A 19,251-nucleotide genomic window follows, 5' to 3' on the forward strand; every position below is an offset into this window, starting at 1 on the left:
AATCTTGCACCAGTTGATTTATTATAATTTTTGTAAGTAGTGGGTTCCTTCTACCTTCTGAAATGACTGCAAAATATAAGTAAATAAATCATCAATCACTCGATTAGCTGATATGTAGCTACCTGTGAGCCAATAATAATCATCAACTACATAAACTTTACCCTGCCTAACAACATTAAGCTTTGACCACAGAGGTTCTGCCATAAGTTGATTGACAGCTATCTTTGACTGTGTAGGGTCTTTGAAGCCGTAGCGCACTATGAATAGGATATCACCATCTATCTGGGTAAGGCTCTCTGGAGAGATATTGTAGCCAACAGGGTTGCCCGCTTTCTTTTGAGTGGCTTTAGCATCCAGATTTTGCGAAGCAGGACGGATTAAACCAGCATCCTCTAAAATTACTCCAGAGAATGCACCCTTAGTTAAGGGGTTAATTGTCTGTGGGATCAGGCGCACGACGGAAACTAAAGTTTTTTTGAGTCGGGAACCCATCTTTTGTTTCAATTCGGCTAAACGTGCTTTATAGTTATCCATTAAACGTTTTGCTGTCTCGGTTTTACCCAGAGCTTTTGCTGCTGGCATAAACGGTTTTTTCCAGTCTCCATTGCTTTGCACCTTCAGTAAAACGGTAGGTGCAATGTGAGACCATAAACTGTAAGTATCCCGGTTCCGCGTCGTGCCCAAGATCAAGTCCGGCTTGAGAGTTATAACCTTTTCCATGTTCGGTGGTGTCAGAACCGCACCAATGTTTTCAACGCCTGGGTGCTTATCCTCTAACCCTAGCCCTTGGAGAGTTTTAGTTGGATCTGGAGCACCTACCAGATTGGCTCCTAGAGCTAGAGGTATTTCCACTAGCCACGGATCTATGACGACAACTCGTTGAGGATGGACGGGAACTAGAGTCTGACCCATTGCGTGTTTAACTACGTGGACGGGTGCAGATGATGTTTGAGTTGAAGGAACGACGGCTAGATCGCGGTTTGGTGATTGACGACCAAAGGAGCTGCAAGCAGAAATCACCAAGAGCGTGAGCAGCACAATTAAGCAGAACTTAAGCATACTATTGACAAAGTGAAGAAAATATAGGTTATGGTAGAGCGATCGCGTCTTGACTGTGCAAAAGGTTGTATTGCAAAAACTTGCAAAGAACAAAATGTCTGTTTTTTCAACTCCTACACCCATCGATATATTGTTGTATGCTCTATATCAAGACCCCATGCAATCATTTCTTTTTTAGAGGTAAACACAAAGGTGTTCCTACTACTGGGTCTGGTACAATTCGACAAGCTAATCCAAACACCTCCTGCACCATTTCTTCTGTCATGACATCTGCTGGAGTTCCATGAGCCATAACAGCGCCATCACGTAAAGCTACTAGCTGATGAGCATAACGACACGCCTGATTCAGGTCATGCAACACCATGACAATTGTTCGCCCTTCAAGTTGATTCAAATCCCCCAATAATTCCAGTACTTCCACTTGATGAGCTAAATCTAAGAAAGTTGTCGGCTCATCCAATAATAAAATCTGCGTATCTTGCGCTAAAGTCATAGCTATCCAAGCACGTTGTTTTTGTCCACCAGAAAGGGTATCTACAGCTCTATGCGCTAATTCGCTGAGGTCTGTAGTTGTCAGTGCTTTGCTGACTTGACGTTCATCTTCAGGTGTCCAAGATTGCAGCCAACTTTTTTGATATGGATAACGACCTTGTGCTACCAAATCTCGCACGGTCAATCCTTCTGGTGCAACTGGCCCTTGAGGAAGAATACCGAGTTGTTGTGCAACTTTAGTTGTTGACTGTCGAAAAATATCAGCACCATTGAGATATACAGCACCAGTATGGGGTTTGAGTAATCTAGCTAAACCTCGCAGTAGAGTAGATTTTCCACAACCATTAGGGCCAACTAAAGCAGTAATTTGTCCTGTGGGAATTAACAGGTTAAGATCGGATATGATGGATTTGCCGTCGTAAGCTAGGCTCAGATGTTGAGTTTTAAGGGCTGTATTTTCCATAAGGCTTTGGGAGCGCAAGCTCAGGACATAAGTGTTTAGTTTGTCTACGGTATAATTTCATTTGGATGCAATGCAAAAAAGCGATCGCCTAATACAGCAGTGTCTTGTTACAATTGCTAGAGTGTTAAACTTTTGAGTCATCACATACTAAGACTCTTCCTCAAGAACCGCGTAGACCGTAAGGGCTTGTCGTAGACATCGCCCTTCACGACAGATATGTAAATCATATTGTGATGATACTACCAATAATGTTGGCTATTTAGCCTTGCACTTGGTAAAGATACCCTGACATTAGGCTTGGTTCAACAAACCACCACTATCCCAGATGATTTTGATTAAAAACGGTTTCAATACTCAATTTGAGTAGCATAATGAATAGTTGCCCCCATTGGAACAGCAAGATTTAGAATGGTATTTTTAAGATTTGTATCAAATATTTATTGGTATGTTGCTCACTAAGTTGGTAATATTTAGACTACGTTAAATAACTTACCTTTGACAATACCTTTACCAAAATAAAAGCAATACCTTCGCCATTTACGAGGGTTCAACACCTGTGGAAACAGCATCAATACGTATAATATAAGTAAAAATACCACATCATTTAATTGAAATATTACGTAAGAAAATGCAAAGTACTTAAAAAATTTACTACTTTTCATAACGTACTAATACTGACTTAAGTTTGCTGACGATTTTAGGATATGAATCCTACCGTTTTTTTTGGGGCAAAAAAAGGTAGGATTCCCGAATAATAAAAGTTTTGATATCTGACATCAAAACCGGGAATGCCTACACTGAATGAAAAATAACATATATTCTACCTTCGATTTGAGCAAATTATTGTCACACTTTCAATAAAGAGTTACGAAACTTTTAGAATTAACGAACATATCAGAATTTGATGGACAAATTTTAAAGTTACGTAAGGACAAGATTAGGGAATCAGCATTAATTTTAGCCGAAGAATGTATTGCTTTATTGCTTCATAATCTGTCTAAATCTCAAGATTTTTTCAAAAAATCAATGGAGCAGACACAGGGATGGTGGCATAAGACAACGCAAAAGCATGGTTATAAAAAGCGACAAGTATTAACAGTTGGGAATGTTGAAGTAACTTTAATGCAAAACTTCTCAGACATCCTCTTAGCTCGACTTTATCCAAAATTAAGAACTGGGTTCTCTTTATACGGCAAAAACCCTAGCTTTTTGGCAAAACCTTTTTCCATATCACTGATTATCGGTTAAATCGAAAAAGTAAAACGTCACATATACAAGGGTTTTAGCGTATGCAGTCGCGTTCCACGAAAATAGATAAAGTCGAGCTTAGGTTAAGTAGACTTGTTGAACAAAGAATTTCCGCTGCCTAGCAAAGGAGAGTGTCAAGTCCAATGAATCTCTTTTGAACGAAAAGCTCTATCCCAATCGTTAGCAATCACCTCCATTATATTGACCATGCCTTCATAACCAAAATATGGTTTGTCAACATAAGTTTCTCTGTTAGTGGGGCTAAATACATCAAAAGTAATTTTTATTCCCAATTCCTCTGCCATATATTTTTCCCATGCCGAGCCAATCACAGCATCAACATCAAACTCTTCTAAGGTCTGTTTTACCTGATAGCCATCTGCCGAAAATACTATATGGGAAGTAAGACCGAGGCTGTACAGTTCTCGCTCCAAAATTGAACGAGAATCAGGCATCGCCGAGCGAAATAATAAGATTTCTGGAATCATCTCCAATTCTTCAAAAAGCATTCTGACTAGTCCAATACCAAGCGTCCCATCCGCAGATACGGCAATTCTACAGTTACGATATCGGGGAATAATCATCAATGCTCGTTTGCGAAGTGTATCTACGACCATTTCTTCGCCTTGTTTGATGATTGGCTCCACTTTTTCATCTATCTTGAAATGTGCCGCCAATGCCTTCAACCACCGAGTAGTGTTATTTACACCTATTGGTAAAGGTATATCATCAAGGATCAAAGGGATGTCATGAGTCTGTTGCATTTTCCGAGCAAACTTATACCCAACATCATGACTGAGAACAATATTAGCAGTTGCCTCACCAGCTTGCTCTAGTTCTTCAAAGGAGGTATTATGAGAGAAGACCGTTTGTACTTTAATCCTTAAAGATTTTAACGTCTGCTTTACCCATTCCAAATCAGCCCACCAAGTAGGATTCAGATTTGCCTGTGGTGCAATGATATTTACAATCCTTGGCTTCCTGCCCCTTCTCTTGGTCTGCCTTTTTTTGATAAAAGGAAGTAAAGCTTCCAAACCCATCTCTAAGCCATCGTAAGCATTGCCCCGAAACCCACCAGCCATTAAAGGAACGAGTTTGGCTTTGATATCTGGCTGGAGCTGGTTGCATAATCCCGCAATATCTTCACCTATAATGTCTGCCGCGCAAGTTCCAACGACAAACATCACCTTAGAATCAAAAGATTGATCAGCCTCTTTAATCATCCCTTTGAGTTTCTCAGACGCTCCCATCACAATGTCTGACTCAAAAAGACGAGTACAACCTACTTTCCGCTTAGTGAAATCAACCTCATGAGCATCATACCCAGCTGCGACAGTGGACGCGCAACCCTGTGGAGACTAAATCACAATACTGACATCTTTAATACCAGCAACTGTAGTTGCAATACCTTCAAGAGCACAGCCAACTACTGGGTCTTTACTATGGTTACAATTGTCAAAAGTCGTTTCAGCAGACATTTATTCCTCCTGTTTCTTTAAAGCTTGACTATGTAAACGCGTTTCACGCAGCCTGTAGCGACTTCTGCTTTGGCGTTTCCGTGTTTTGTGCAGCCTGTAACAGCTTCTGCCTTCCCTGTAGCAACTTCTGCCTTGACGTTTCCGTGTTTCGCGCAGCCTGTAACAGCTTTTGCCTTCCCTGTAGCAACTTCTGCCTTGACGTTTCCGTGTTTTGCGCAGCCTGTAACAGCTTTTGCCTTCCCTGTAACGACTTCTGCCTTGACATTTCCGTGTTTCGCGCAGCCTGTAACAGCTTCTGCCTTCCCTGTAGCAACTTCTGCTTTGGCGTTTCCGTGTTTTGTGCAGCCTGTAACAGCTTTTGCCTTCCCTGTAGCGACTTCTGCCTTGACATTTCCGTGTTTCGCGCAGCCTGTAACAGCTTCTGCCTTGACATTTTTGGCTTAAGCCTTGTCCGTATCAGTCTACGTAGGTTGGGTTGAGGAACAAAATTCAACATTTCCGAAGAGTTTGTTGGGTAACACTAAAGTTCTACCCAACCTACAATTTTCTGTTTGAGACAAATCCATACTTTTATTTAGCAAAGTCACATTTCATTTATTACTCGTTCATACATTTTCCCCGTCTCTTCTGTGCATATACGGTACAATCAGGCATGTCTTGAGCTAATTTTCCGCTTAGTGATTGAACAGATGCTAACCCGGAATCTTTAGGGAATACCATTTGCTTGGTTAAAGCACTCCGAGGTCTAAAGGCATATTGGAGTACTGTTTCAATACACCTTGCGACCTTTAAGGCTCCGCGATAGCCAAATCTGGGACGATTTAAGATAGCATTTAAATCGACGACAGGAATATGGGGGAAACTCAAGGAAGAACCAAAATAAACTACCGATTCTGCATCAAGACCACCAATGAAATCCAGTAATTCATCTTCGGTTTGTTTCATGGACTCGTACTTGCCAAAGGCCAGCGTCCCTTTCGTAATCAATATTTCCGGGTCTAACCCTGTTTCCAATAGGTAGTCTACACTGGTTTCTCGTGCTTCTGTACTCCAGGGATGGAAATTATAGATTACTACACGCATCCCAAAATCACGATCCAACATGTGAGCAAGGGATAAGCACTTGATAGCATCATGTCCTTCGATAATCGCTAACTTCCCCTCTATATAACCCTTAGCTGCTTCAAATTCAGTCTTAATTGCGGCATATTCCTTTTCCATTAGGGCAGCCGCTTGTTCTTCCATGCCTAAATATTTTGCCGCCCCTTCGAGCCATTTTTCTGTAGCAGCGATTCCATAGGGAAGGATGGTAGAGTTTAGCGGAGTACCGAACTTGTCTGACATGGCTTTGCCGATGGTATAGCCAAGATCCAAACATAAAGTACAGTTGACTGCCGCACTCGGTGCTTGCTTGAGTTCTTCTAAAGTACAGTCACCAGCGATGACGCTATGAACTCGTGCCCCCATTCCTTCTATCAATCGCACCAGTTCTTTAACATCAGTTTCGACTTCTGTTCTTTCAGGGCCCATCTTTGCGCCCACAATATTCACAGCATCGGCTAGTTGTGCCTTCCGTTCTGGAGTTGGTGGCTCCATAAAGTCTACGATTTGCCGAAATACTATATCAAATCCACTGCGATACTCCCCGGCAAATCCTTCACAATGTATCGTCATGATTTCAGACTGGATTTCGCCACGCGCCTTATTCACCACATCATCAACACAGTCCCCAATAATACCAGACGCACAACTAGTGGCAACAACGATCGCATCGGGATGGTATTTTTCATTTACTTCTCGAATCGCGCCTGCTAATTCTTTTTCACCACCAAAAATCACCGCCTTCTCACTCATGTTCGTAGTCACCACAGGTTCATAAGGTGAACCACTATTGCGGCTATTGGTCAGCTTATATGCCCGCTTTACACCATAAGCACAGCCACTTGGCCCGTGAGAAATCACGATCGCATCTTTAATCCCACTTAAAATCTTTGTTGCAGTCCAGAATTTACAGGGGCGAGTATGACTACCTTGTAAAGTCGTTTTAATCTTACCCTCTTTTGCCAAGCGATACAGTTCGCTCAAATTTCCGTAAAATACGACATTCTGATCTATACTTGTTGCAGTCATGATAGCTCCCAATTCGTAAGTTTCTATAGCGTGGGTGATTAAATTCCCGACTTCTTAGAGAGTCGGGAATCTGGCAAATCTTCAAGTGTCCTCTTCAGCTTTTTACCAAACGTTTAAGATCCACTCGCGATCGCGTTTGTACTCCATATCTGCAAACATGGCGTTAGCAATGTTGTCTGCTAACCATTCTGCTCCTTTGTAACCAATTACGGGGTATTTCCACAGACCTGCACGGTCAAAGCTGGGGAAGCCTACCCGAACCATCGGAATATTGTTATCAATACCGATATATCGACCTTTGGAATGACCCAAAATCAAGTCGATTTGCATGGATTTATCTTTAATGCGACGCTCTAGTTCCCAGAGGTCTGCATTGGTGATCACTTCGATATCAGTAGGTGAGATGTTCTCCAGAGCCTTAATTCTGGGGTCTTTTGCACAAATCTTGTTATCATCGCCTAACAAAAGTAGCACTGGCTCTAACTCAACTTCCAAGCAGAACTCTGCTAGACCAATTACTAAATCGGGATCTCCGTAAATAGCTACCTTCTTGTTAGCGAAGAACATGTGAGCGAGGTCGGCGAGCGCATCGATAGCTTTACCCCGTTCTTTAACTAAAGATTCTGGTACTGGTTTACCAGTTAATTTGCTGATATTTTGCAGCCAGATATCGGTATTTTTGATACCAATTGGTGTTGGGCCAACAATCGCCGGAACCTTAAACTTCTCGTCTAAAAATTCAGCCGCGCTACCGCCTTCATATTTGCATAAAGCGATGGTACCGATGGCGTTAGCAGAATCAACGATGTCTTCGACGGTGGTATTCCCAAAGGCAAAACTTGTCTTATCGGGCATGGTGGGCGCATCGAAGCTTTCTGTATCCATTAAGATGTTTCCTGGAACATCCATCTCTTTTAAGATACGCTTAACTTCTGTAACATCTCCAGGGTTGAGCCACCCAGTAATGACGTTTAACTTACCAGTTGGTTCGCCTTTTTTTGCCAAGGTAGAAATGATTGCATGGATGCCGACATTATAGCCTGTTACCTGGCTACCTTTGTAACTAGGAGTATGCACAGCAACCAGCTTAATGTCGCGATCGGGATACTCTTTCTTTAAGTGGCGGTTGAGCTTGTTAATGGTTCCTTCGATGTCGTCCCCAATCGTCTCGGTTGAACAAGTCGTAATAACAGGAATGATCCGTAAATCGAGATATCGTGCGACTAAAGTCTTTACAGCTTCCTCAATACGTGGTATACCTCCAAGGACAGCGCTATTTTCATGCAGCGAAGAAGAAGCAATGTCAAAATTTTCCTTCAAATGCTGGGCAAACAGGAGCCGAACAAACATACTACACCCCTGTCCTCCATGTACCAGGGGAATACAATCTTTGATTCCGATGGAAGCATACTCGGCTCCAGCAGGCTGACAGGTAAAAATTGGATTGATTACTCCACTGCGTTCTTTCTGTTTGACGATTACAGACATCCTATTAGCTCCTAGATAGTGTAGACTTTGTGATGCGTGTTTGTTTGGCGTTGCTGAACGGAGATATGAATTGTCATTTTGAGTTTAAGGAAGTAAGTGGAGCGATGCCTGCGGCGTATCGTTTGCTAAAGCTTTAGGTGACCAAGAAGTAAGTTACGCCTAGCGTCAATTACAGAAGCAGGGTAGAGTTGAATTTTCCAAAAGTCTTGAAAACTAAACGAAATACTTCCGTATTAGACGATGCGCGGACACTAAGCTTTTTGGGAATGCTTTTGGCGTAGGCACAGGCGATCGTAGACATCGCTCTTTACTCTGTAGGAAAATTTTGGCACAACTAACAGAATGACAAGACTCTAATTCTTACTCCAATTGAACAACGCTGTTCGTTTAGGTTGAATTACCGATTGCTTTAATAAAGCGAATGGTGCAATTCACCGTTTAAGGAGTTGGTGATCACAATACCGATCAATCTGTTTTTAACAGACTCCAGTACTGCCTTCTTTTGGCTGTTCTCCATCTTACTCAAGCATTGGAACTTCTTTTCCAGGTCAGCTACAAGGAGTTTTGCGTCTGCATAAAAAGCTCTGTCAACAAGGGTTTCCAGAACCACTTGTTCCCCAGTCAAGATTTTGGCGGCTTGATTGAGAACACCATTGATGTTTTCTTCCCTATCCCATGAGCGCGAGTGAAACTGCCACAAACACCGTTGTTGTATTAATGACGTAACTTCCTCAGTTCGCTCTTGAATGTATGACGTGATTTCCGCAGATTGCTGTTGAACCTGTGCAATGGTTTCTTTAACTAGTTGTTGAACCTGTGGAGTCATTTCTTCAACTGGCTGTTGAACCTTTGCAATAGTTTCCTTAGCTGGCTGTTGAACCTTTGCAGTGGTTTCTTCAGCAGGCTTTTGAACCTTGGCAGTGGTTTCTTCAGCAGGCTTTTGAACCTTGGCAGTGGTTTCTTCAGCAGGCTTTTGAACCTTGGCAGTGGTTTCTTCAGCAGGCTTTTGAACCTTTGCAATGGTTTCTTCAGCAGGCTTTTGAACCTTTGCAATGGTTTCTTCAGCAGGCTTTTGAACCTTTGCAATGGTTTCTTCAACTAGCTTTTGAACCTTGGCAGTGGTTTCTTCAACTGGCTTTTGAACCTTTGCAATAGTTTCTTCAACTAGCTTTTGAACCTTGGCAGTGGTTTCTTCAACTGGCTTTTGAACCTTGGCAGTGGTTTCCTTAGCTGGCGCTTGAACTGCTGAGGTAGTTTCCTTAGCTGGCGCTTGAACTGCTGAGGTAGTTTCCTTAGCTGGCGCTTGAACTAATGAAGTCATGTCCGCAGAGGTATTTTTAGCAACTTTGCCATTGCCATTGCTGTTGCTTTTGCCGTTGCCATTAACAACAGAAACATCCTCGCGGATATCATTCTGAGCCAACTTCATCAGGGGGGAATTAATGGCATTGTACATATCACGTGCCATATTCACCGCACCTTCAAAGCCCATGTAAGGACCATTGTGGTAGCCATGACCATTCACATAAGGCAGGTGTAACTTCTTCACCAATGCACCCACCCGTGGTCCGGTCAAAACCAAATCAGGCTTGACCATCTCTAGCACTTCAAAGAACTCAAGTTCATTGCCATCATCAATATAGATAGTCCCTTCTTCACCTCTGGCAATTACCTTTTCAAAGTCCTCTTGGTGACCAAACTTCGAGGACATCGCTACCACTCTCATCCCCAAATCGTATTCTAGCGCCTTTGTCCAGTGCCACAATCTAGGGCCTCCAGTCCAGATACAGACTTTCTTGCCAGTCAAGCGCTCCTTATACCAAGCTAACTTGGATTCATATTTGGCTACCTCTTCGGCAATGACCTCTTCGGCTTTATCCTCAAGACCAAAGAAAGCCCCGATTTTGCGTAACCCTTCCTTAGCATAGTCAAAGCCCCAGGTATCGACATCAATCCGGGGAATGCCATATCTTTTCTTCAACTCATTGGCAATATATCCCGCAGACCGCGCACAGTTAGTCACATTCAATTGCGCTCTGTGCATCCCACGCAATGCGTCATAAGTACCATTACCTGTAAAATGGGCGATGATTTGGATGCCCATTTTTTCCATATACTTTTCAAGGACAAAGGTATCTCCTTGAATGTTGTAATCCCCAATCACATTGATCGTATATGGACTGGTAATCTCTGGCTCAAGGGTTCCGACTTTCTCATTCACCCAGCCAATGTTAAGAACGTGGTGTCCTTTAGATTGACTCACCCCAGCAAAACCTGGACACTCTACAGTGAAGATATCGACATCACCAAGTTCTTGTTCCACCTCTCTGACTACTGGCTTAATGTCATCACCAATCAAAGCTGTAGAGCAGGTGGTGTACACTATCATCCGCTTGATGTCAGGAAATTCAGCAAAAGCTTCTTTGATGGTCTTTTTGAGTAATTTCTCACCACCAAAAACAATATGCTGTTCCTTCATGTCTGATGACCAGGCATACTTGAGTTGGAAGTTGCCGTTGTCACTGGGATAGCGTTTGGTGTGCCAGGTATCGTAGGAACAACCTACAGGACCGTGTATTAATTGGATAGTATCTTTGAGGACAGCACCAATCACTAGCTTGGCACCACAATAGCTGCATCCGCGCTCAGACAAAGAGCCGGGAATGGTTTCCACGTTGGCGCTGGGGAGAAACTGGGTTGTATCTTCTCCCTTTTCTTTAATATATATGTGTCTTTCCCGTTCGGGAATCGTTTCGTCGCATTTAAACAACTTGGTTGGCATGGCTGATTGCTCCTTCTGCAATAGCTGATCTTAAGAAAGATGATTCAAGGCTTTGTATTCAAGAAGAAAACTTCTTTGATTTCCTTGATTTCTAAATCCTATCAACATCTGTAATTAATAATAGTAAATCTGATAACAATAATCGAAAAAATGTAGGAGAATAAAAGATTATATCAGCGATAAATAGACAGTTCTGTCTAAAATAAAAGCAATGTTTTCTGAGGTAAATCAGATATTTTTTATGAAAATAGACAGACTGTTCTAACTATATATAAAGAGATTAATTCTTTGATTTATATCCTGTTTATAGATATATGAATTAGATAAATTTGCCATATTTACTCAACTCAAAACAACATAATAACGCAATTATGGGCTTTCAGGCTCTCGACCTATTGACTAACTGTAACCACGAATACTGTTTGTAAATTAATTAGTAAGCGCAAGTAAATTGGCTAGATGTATGATATTCTTTATTTATAGGGAATCTAATAAGAGAAGGAAAACTTCTTAGGTTCCTTTGAAGTGAGTCTCAGACCAGCCTTACAAGTTATTGGTGACGGCACAACGTTAATCGAACTGGAGCAAAGCCGTCAAAAATCGGTTTTTCGTTTGGCGAAACCATTGCCATAGCGTAGGCTGGACTGATTTTCTTATGTATCTTTCTTCCAGGGGAAATGATGTTTGTCTTGCTGTAATGAAGCAGAAATTTATTATTTACCTGTCATCCCTGTGGAAATTTTTTGATTGCTCAAAATAATCGTAATTCAAACTCACGTATAAATGTGAAAGTTTGAAATCAGCAAAAAATTTCTTTGTCTGCATAACTAAAGTTAGAGGCTACAACTTTACATTACGAATTACGAATCGACATATCTGTGCCATTACCGAGGTTTTCATGCGGAAGATTGCTATTTATGGAAGAGGGGGGGTTGGTAAGTCCACAACGACTCAAAACGTAGTGGCTGGATTAAGTGATATGGGTCGTAAGGTAATGGTTGTAGGGTGTGACTCAAAAGCAGACTCTACCCGACTTCTTTTAGGGGGACTTCATCAAAAGATTGTACTCGACACGTTGCGTAAAGAAGAAGATGACGTGAATCTAGAAGACTTTCGCCAAGAGGGATGGGGGAAGACGCTTTGTGTAGAATCAGGTGGGCCGGAACCTGGTGTAGGATGTTCGGGTCGAGGCATCTTGACATCAATTGGGTTGCTGGAACAGCTTGGTGCTTATGATGATGTAGTTAAACTTGATTATACATTTTATGATGGCCTGGGTGACGTGGTATGCGGTGGATTTGTCATGCCCCTTCGTGAACGCAAAGCTCAAGAAATTTACATCGTCACTTCTGGGGAAATTATGACAATGTTTACCACCAACAACATCTGCCGAAGCATTCAGAAGTATGCCCCTGTAGGCGGTATACGTCTGGGAGGATTGATTTGCAACTCTCGCAAAGTTGATAAAGAAAACGATCTAATTGAGGCTCTAGCTGAGAAACTGAATACTCAAATGATCTACTCCATACCCAGAGACAACATGGTGCAACGGGCAGAGTTTCACCGCAAGACGGTGATTGAGTATGCCCCTGAGTGCGAACAGGCACAGCACTATCGCAACCTGGCAACAGCAATTGACCGGAACACAGATTTTGTAATTCCGAAATCTATGTCCAACGAGCGGCTTGAGGAACTGCTAGTAAAGTTTGGGTTGTTTGACTAAGACGACGTAATAAAGTGTCTGGAGCAATTGGCAACCTCTAACTCGAAAAAGCAGAAAAAACTGCGTAAGTTTCTTACCAACATTTGAGAAATCGACGTTATCAACTACGTCAAAATTTGTCTACCTCATTGAAGGAGTAGAACTTATTATGTTAACCGAAGAGGTATTAGTCCAAAAATTTATTAGCGTAGCCACAGAACGCTGTTCCAAACTCGGTGAGTTGCTCCAGTACTGCCACGTTGAACTCGTAAACTCCTACTGGGGCTGCCCCTCGAAACTTATTCAACATTTTGCTGTATTTTCGCCCAATCTGCTGTTTGCTTCAGTTAATGACTACAAAGACCTTCTTAGAGGCACTGCTAGAGATCTAGGAATATCGGACGCTGTTTGCATGAATGCTACACGCATTATCCGCGATCCTGCCTCAACATTAAAGAAAAGAAACCCTATTCTGTGGTTGGAACTTCATTATGTGTCAGTACCAACTAGAAAATGCAATTGATATCTTAATTGGGACTTACGGATGAGGGGGATGAGGAAGACGCAGGCACACGGAGAAATTATTTAAAAATTCTCTCCCTACTTCCTTGCCTCTTGCCTCCTGGGGATACTATTTTTCTTCGCAACTTAGTATAAGTTAGCAAATAATGAAAAAGCGATGCCTTTTCTTTCAGAGACGCTACCGCGTAGCTTGCTTCCCCGTTCGCGCAGCGTCTCCGATAGGAGAAGGAGAAGGGGTACGGCGGGCTGCGCCAACGCTAAATAGTATCCTCAGATGCAAGTATATTGGCAAAATGTATGTTATGCTTGCGGCAGATAAGTGAAATGTCAAAATATATATCAACATGTCTCCCACAAAAACGGCAAACATTAAATAACCTTGCTATTGTCCCTACAGATTAAGTTTGTCCACTGCAACTTTTTCTAACGGAGAGATACAGCCTCATGAAACTAGACATAAATCTTTACAATAACCTGAAGTCAATTAGAACTCGTTTAGGCATGAGTCAGCAGGATTTGGCTAATATAGCTGGCGTAACCCGTCAGAGTATAGGTGGTGTGGAATCGGGACAATATGCTCCTTCTGTTGCTATGTCACTGCGTTTAGCTAAAGCACTTGGTTGCCAAGTCGAGGACTTATTTTGGTTTGAGCAAAATTTACCAGAAGTTGAGGCAGTTCTTAACAAATCAGTACAGTGCGGACAGCAATTGCGAGTTAGTTTAGCGCGGGTTGGAGGTCGATGGATAGCTTATCCTCTGGTTGGGAACGATGCTTTTCGCCTAGAAATGATTCCAGCCGATGGTGAGGCAGTTGCCGTGAGCCACCAATTTACAGAGAAAAATTCTGATAGTGAAGCTAAGTCTAGTTTTTTCCCAAGGGGAGACGCTAAGAGCGATAGGGTAGCGTTAGCAAGTCCACGAGCATCACAAGCATTGGAAGATTTCTCTGCGGACGATCTTTTCTTATACTCGCCTTTAGGCGAACAGAAGGTTTCCCAACCAGTTTCTAACCCTCAGGAACACTTACCCTGCCAGAAAAGCTACGTCCAACAGCAAACAAGTCAGCAAAGAGCGGCTCCCTACAAAATAGAAACTGCTGTCAGTGTAAGCAAACTGCCGTTGGCGGAGGATGAAGCACAGAACCAGACAAGTACAAATAAAGTATTGGTTCGACTGCTTGATGATGTGGAGAGATTGCAAAATACAGTTGTGGTCGCTGGTTGTACGCCGATGATTTCCCTCTGGGCAAGAGCATCTGAACGCTGGCATCCCAAACTGCGAGTTCATCATATTCTCGCCAATAGTATGGCAGCATTGCGTAGTCTGTGCCAAGGTGAAGTTCACATTGCAGGGATGCACTTGTACGATCCGGAAACTGGGGAGCATAATATTCCCTTTGTGCGGAAAGCTTTAGCTGGCAGGAGTGCAGTTTTAATCGCCCTTGGGGTTTGGGAAGAAGGACTTTTAGTTGCACCAGGAAATCCAAAGGGAATCAAAACAGTCAGTGACTTAGTGGAATTAGGAGCAACTGTTGTCAACCGTGAATTAGGTTCTAGTTGTCGTATACTTTTGGAACGCAAACTCCAAGAGAAACAGATATCATTACACACAGTTAAAGGATTTGACCATATCGTTTACAACCATCAAGATGTCGCTTTATCTGTAATTTCAGGAATTGCAGATGTAGGTGTCAGTACAGCATCCGTAGCTGCTGCCTTTGGATTGGGATTTATTTCCCTGCATCGCTCGCGCTACGATTTGGTGATTCTCAAAGAATACTTAGAAGAAATACCAGTACAGCAGTTGCTCAGTACTTTAGGACATCGGCTAGTTCAATCGCAATTAGAGATTCTCGGTGGCTATGACGTTAGCAATATTGGAGAAGTTGTAGCGAATATTTAGTAATTCGTAATACTCGCCTCCGGCGAGAAGCAAGCTACGTAATTCGTAATTACTAGCTTGGTTACTGAGCACTTGTGAAGAACTATTCAAGTAAATCAAAACTACACAACAAGTTAACTGATCGTGAATCACCACCTCATGATGAACAAACATCCCATTCAAATTAACGATACAACCTTGCGAGATGGTGAACAGGCAGCAGGTGTAGCTTTTAACGTTGAAGAAAAAATTGCGATCGCCACCTTTCTAGATTCTATTGGCGTTCCAGAATTGGAAATTGGCGTTCCGGCAATGGGGCAAGAAGAAGCAGAGTCGATCCGAGCCATTGCTAATCTGGGATTAAGCGCTAAATTACTTGGTTGGAACCGTGCTAATTTATCTGATATTCAAGCATCTATAGATTGTGGTTTGCAACGGGTGCATATTTCTGTTCCAGTCTCGGAGATTCAGATTGCCGCAAAGTTTGGCGGTAAGCAGCAGGTAATGCTAGACCGTCTAGAAGATGCGATAAATTTTGCCTGCGATCGCGGTTTAGCTGTATCTGTTGGCGGAGAAGATTCTTCTAGAGCCGATCCATCTTTTCTATTAGATGTAGCTTTCTCTGCTCAACAGTGGGGAGCTTTCCGGTTTCGCTTTTGTGACACTGTGGGAATTCTCGACCCTCTGACTACTTACAGTAAAGTTCGCTCACTCGTGCATCACCTATTCATTCCAATTGAAATGCACACGCATAATGACTTTGGACTGGCAATGGCGAACTCGCTGGCTGGTATTGAAGCAGGGGCGCTATCAGTCAATACCACAGTCAACGGAATTGGCGAACGCGCCGGTAATGCGGCGTTGGAAGAAATAGTGATGGCACTCAAACATATCTACGGTGTCCGAACGGGTATTAATACAAAACGGCTGCTGGAACTGTCACGGTTAGTTGCAAAAGCTGCCAACTGGCCGGTTCCCCCTTGGAAAGCGATCGTGGGTGAAAATACCTTTGCACACGAATCGGGCATTCATGCTCACGGTGTCCTACAAAATCCGGGTACTTACGAACCATTCGCACCAGAAGATGTTGGTTGGGAACGTCGTTTAGTCGTAGGCAAACATTCCGGTCGGCATCTAATACTGAGTGTACTGCAACAACATGGAATCACCCTCAGTCAGCCACAAATTCAATCAGTGCTGGATGCCGTCAAGCATCAGTCAGTACAAGTTAAGCGCAGTCTCACAGTTGAAGAACTCCTGAGTTTGGTTCCCCAAGGGTAAATGCACTATCAGTGAACAGTTATCAATACATCCGATAACTGATTACTGATTAGTGAAGTTGGTTAAGAATGCATAACAATTTTGTCTTTGTTGCAACCGCAATCATTGTATCAAGTGCTAATATATTACCAATTTAATTGGTATTAACTATGCCGAGAAAAGACCAAGGATGGATCACCTTTCAATCGTCAAGAGAAGAGCTGCAACTTTTGGAGCAATACTGCCAGCGGTTTCAACGCACTAAAACTGATGTATTGCGCTCCTTAGTGCGTACTCTCGAACCAAAATTACTCAAAAAGCGGGATAAGCGGTTTGATTCTACAGAGGTCGATCTTGACCTATTTAACTTTCTTGAGTAGTGATAACAGTTGTAGAGGTCAATTGATTGTTGATGCTACGCTGCTCCAATACCACTTGATGTCCAGGGTAGTCAGGATTGGTTAACTATAGTAAATTATTTTTTTCTACCATGCTCAATTTTGAGTCCATTCATACCACAGCAATGCAAAAAGTCCCATACAATTGGGCTTTGATCAAAAACCTACTCTCAACAGAGACAAGCTTAGAACTAGCTGCCAGTTTTCCCCACGAAGAGTTTCATTTGTCAGAAGGGGAGGGATACGGATATCTGTGGAGAAAAATGTTTGTCACCAACGAAGATATTTCCTTAATGCTCAGATTTGGTGATAGTCGTTGGCAGCAACGCATTGCAGATGGGAGATTTTCCAGTGACTTAGGACACCTTAGTAATGTTTGGCGACAGTTAATAGAAGAACTGTGGACAGATTCTTACCGCACAGCTTTAGCAGAAATGTCTGGGTTGGAGCTAAAGGGCTGTGCAATGGGTGTAGGGTTTCGTCGGTATAATATAGGACATTTGCATCGTCCTCATACAGATGAGCCGAACAAAGTTTTAACTCATCTGCTATTTTTCAATCAACAATGGCCTGTAGACTGGGGAGGCTGTTTGCGAATTCTCAAAGATTCTCAACCGGAATCTGTCTTCCAAGATATTCTACCCCTGAGCGATTCTTCAGTTGTGATCGTGCGTTCTGACAATTCTTGGCATACGGTAACTCCGCTTACTTGCCCTGTATCTGAGTGTCGGCTGGCTTTACGAGTTGCTTTTTTTCGCAACGATCGCCTAACCCCAGATTTTGGAGAAACCCAGCTAGCCGCGTAGCAGTCAAGTATTTGTCTGTGGATGCCTGATATGAATAAAGAATTCTACAATTTCACGGACATTGCGATCCAAATCCTTCCCGTGCTTCTGTTGCTGCTGCTTACCGTATATATCAACCTGAAAGTGATAGAGCGTTATTCCCCTTTTGTCACGTCCGTCAGAAAAAATTATAAAGTTCATATTTCAAAAGGCTTTATCTATCAAATGATAAGCTCAACGAACAAAACCTAACCAACCTAGAATCTATGATTAACACTGTCTTGCTTTTTTCAGATTGACACAACAAGAATTGTATTGATTTTTGTTAGTTAATCAGCCTCCTGATTTTGTACTTCTTCCTTGTTCTCCTTGTTTTTTTTGTTGGGAATCTCTGTGAAATCGTAAAAACGTTTTGGAGTTCAAAAGTTGACCATGACTAATCCTACAGAACTATTGCGATCGCGCTACGGTGAGATTCCCTTCAATTACGAAATTGACTGGAACGACTCTCTACAAACATTACTGTCTCACCGTTCAGTTCGGTCTTATCTATCTGACCCTTTACCACCAGGAACCTTAGAATGGCTAGTTGCAGCTGCTCAATCTGCTGCTAGTTCAGCTAATTTGCAAACCTGGAGTGTGGTAGCGGTTGAAGATCCAGAGCGCAAAGCAGAATTATGCAAGCTATCTAATAACCAAGTATGGGTTAACCAGGCTCCTGTATTTTTGGTTTGGTTGGCAGATTTAGGTCGTATGGCTCATATTGCTGACAGTCGCGGACTACCTCATGTGGCTCTAGATTACATAGAATTGTTGTTTAAAGCAGTAATCGATGCCTCGGTAGCAGCGCAAAATGCGACTCTAGCTGCTGAATCTATTGGTTTGGGAACGGTATATATTGGTGCAATTCGTAATAACACGCAAGAAGTAGCAACACTATTAAATTTGCCACCTTTTGTGTTCCCTGTATTTGGATTGTGTGTAGGTTATCCCAATCCTGAAGTACAACCTGCTATTAAGCCGCGTTTACCACAGTCAGTTGTATTCCACCGGGAAACTTATAAATTGGCAGAACAAGATGAAGCGATCGCTCACTACAACGACATCATGAAAGAATTCTACACTGAACATAAAATGAATGCCGCTGTTGATTGGTCGCAAAACTCAGCCGAGCGGATTGCAACCTTAGACTATTTAAAAGGATGCAAAAACTTACGTCAAACTCTCAACAACTTCGGCTTAAAGTTGCTGTAAAAAAAGTTGGGAATTTTGAATTTTAGATTTTGGATTTTAGATTGAATTGTATCCAAAATCACAAACTTTCTCTCTGCGTAAATAAATCGTACCTCATTAAGCAACGCCAAAAACTGCTGTAAAAGGTATTTCGGCAAGCTTTATCTTTCCAACAAGAGCTGACCTGTAAGCAATACTTCTTGGTTAGGGCAATTAGTCGTTGCAGATCCCCTAACCACCCTTAAAAAGGAGGGCTTCTAACCCTCTTTTACCCCTTAAAAAGGGGGTCGCCATAAGCGGGGGGATCTGAATTTAGGACAACTCAATCCT

14 protein-coding genes and 2 pseudogenes are annotated in these 19,251 nt (G+C 42.5%); 9 read left to right on the forward strand and 7 right to left on the reverse strand.

The annotated features are described in order from the left end of the window. Window positions 1-21 precede the first annotated feature (21 nt). On the reverse strand, window positions 22-1,182 hold the full coding sequence (locus V7L29_RS31910) for an iron-siderophore ABC transporter substrate-binding protein (RefSeq protein WP_334693431.1): 1,161 nt from the start codon (window positions 1,180-1,182) through the stop codon (window positions 22-24). 40 nt (window positions 1,183-1,222) lie between these two features. Next, entirely contained in the window at window positions 1,223-2,014 is a 792-nt protein-coding gene (locus V7L29_RS31915) for an ABC transporter ATP-binding protein (protein ID WP_334738006.1), read from the reverse strand. Between the two features lie 801 nt (window positions 2,015-2,815). On the opposite strand from V7L29_RS31915, the pseudogene V7L29_RS31920 reads away from it, so the two are divergent. Beyond that, a pseudogene (locus V7L29_RS31920) lies at window positions 2,816-3,136 on the forward strand (ISLre2 family transposase); the annotation flags it as partial. Window positions 3,137-3,396: 260 nt separating this feature from the next. Here the strand turns inward: V7L29_RS31920 and V7L29_RS31925 are convergent. Then, a pseudogene (locus V7L29_RS31925) lies at window positions 3,397-4,605 on the reverse strand (nitrogenase component 1); the annotation flags it as partial. A gap of 222 nt (window positions 4,606-4,827) precedes the next feature. Here V7L29_RS31925 and V7L29_RS31930 point away from each other — a divergent pair. Continuing rightward, the gene (locus V7L29_RS31930; RefSeq protein WP_334738007.1) at window positions 4,828-5,184 is read left to right on the forward strand and encodes a hypothetical protein; all 357 of its coding nucleotides are present in this window, start codon (window positions 4,828-4,830) and stop codon (window positions 5,182-5,184) included. A 153-nt stretch (window positions 5,185-5,337) separates the two neighbouring features. On the opposite strand, the gene V7L29_RS31935 is transcribed toward V7L29_RS31930, so the two are convergent. The 3 genes from V7L29_RS31935 to vnfD all read right to left on the reverse strand — a co-directional run bounded on the left by V7L29_RS31935 (window position 5,338) and on the right by vnfD (window position 11,140). After that, on the reverse strand, window positions 5,338-6,870 hold the full coding sequence (locus tag V7L29_RS31935) for a nitrogenase component 1 (RefSeq protein WP_334738008.1): 1,533 nt from the start codon (window positions 6,868-6,870) through the stop codon (window positions 5,338-5,340). Between the two features lie 102 nt (window positions 6,871-6,972). Then, a complete protein-coding gene (vnfK, locus tag V7L29_RS31940; RefSeq protein WP_334738009.1) occupies window positions 6,973-8,358 on the reverse strand; it encodes a V-containing nitrogenase subunit beta in 1,386 nt (461 codons plus the stop codon). A gap of 409 nt (window positions 8,359-8,767) precedes the next feature. Continuing rightward, entirely contained in the window at window positions 8,768-11,140 is a 2,373-nt protein-coding gene (vnfD, locus tag V7L29_RS31945; RefSeq protein ID WP_334738010.1) for a nitrogenase vanadium-iron protein, alpha chain, read from the reverse strand. Between the two features lie 898 nt (window positions 11,141-12,038). Here vnfD and nifH point away from each other — a divergent pair. The 6 genes from nifH to V7L29_RS31975 all read left to right on the forward strand — a co-directional run bounded on the left by nifH (window position 12,039) and on the right by V7L29_RS31975 (window position 17,709). After that, entirely contained in the window at window positions 12,039-12,863 is an 825-nt protein-coding gene (nifH, locus tag V7L29_RS31950) for a nitrogenase iron protein (RefSeq protein ID WP_334738011.1), read from the forward strand. A gap of 148 nt (window positions 12,864-13,011) precedes the next feature. Beyond that, window positions 13,012-13,365, forward strand: coding sequence for a hypothetical protein (locus tag V7L29_RS31955; protein ID WP_334738012.1), 354 nt, complete (start codon window positions 13,012-13,014; stop codon window positions 13,363-13,365). Window positions 13,366-13,808: 443 nt separating this feature from the next. After that, window positions 13,809-15,266: a substrate-binding domain-containing protein gene (locus tag V7L29_RS31960; protein ID WP_334738013.1), complete on the forward strand. Its 1,458-nt coding sequence runs from the start codon at window positions 13,809-13,811 to the stop codon at window positions 15,264-15,266. Window positions 15,267-15,407: 141 nt separating this feature from the next. After that, entirely contained in the window at window positions 15,408-16,526 is a 1,119-nt protein-coding gene (gene nifV / locus V7L29_RS31965) for a homocitrate synthase (protein ID WP_334738085.1), read from the forward strand. 149 nt (window positions 16,527-16,675) lie between these two features. Continuing rightward, window positions 16,676-16,885 (forward strand): hypothetical protein, encoded by a 210-nt coding sequence (locus V7L29_RS35710; RefSeq protein WP_442944303.1) that lies wholly within the window; start codon window positions 16,676-16,678, stop codon window positions 16,883-16,885. 110 nt (window positions 16,886-16,995) lie between these two features. After that, a complete protein-coding gene (locus V7L29_RS31975; protein ID WP_334738014.1) occupies window positions 16,996-17,709 on the forward strand; it encodes a 2OG-Fe(II) oxygenase in 714 nt (237 codons plus the stop codon). A gap of 3 nt (window positions 17,710-17,712) precedes the next feature. Here V7L29_RS31975 and V7L29_RS31980 read toward each other — a convergent pair whose 3' ends face one another. Continuing rightward, complete coding sequence (locus V7L29_RS31980) at window positions 17,713-17,889, reverse strand: hypothetical protein (RefSeq protein ID WP_334691708.1); 177 nt, start codon at window positions 17,887-17,889, stop codon at window positions 17,713-17,715. A gap of 231 nt (window positions 17,890-18,120) precedes the next feature. Between V7L29_RS31980 and V7L29_RS31985 the strand changes: the two genes are divergently transcribed. After that, window positions 18,121-18,942: an NADPH-dependent oxidoreductase gene (locus V7L29_RS31985; RefSeq protein ID WP_334691709.1), complete on the forward strand. Its 822-nt coding sequence runs from the start codon at window positions 18,121-18,123 to the stop codon at window positions 18,940-18,942. The last annotated feature ends 309 nt before the right edge of the window (window positions 18,943-19,251 follow it).

It is taken from the genome of Nostoc sp. (assembly GCF_036916575.1).
Taxonomy (GTDB): Bacteria; Cyanobacteriota; Cyanobacteriia; order Cyanobacteriales; family Nostocaceae; genus Nostoc.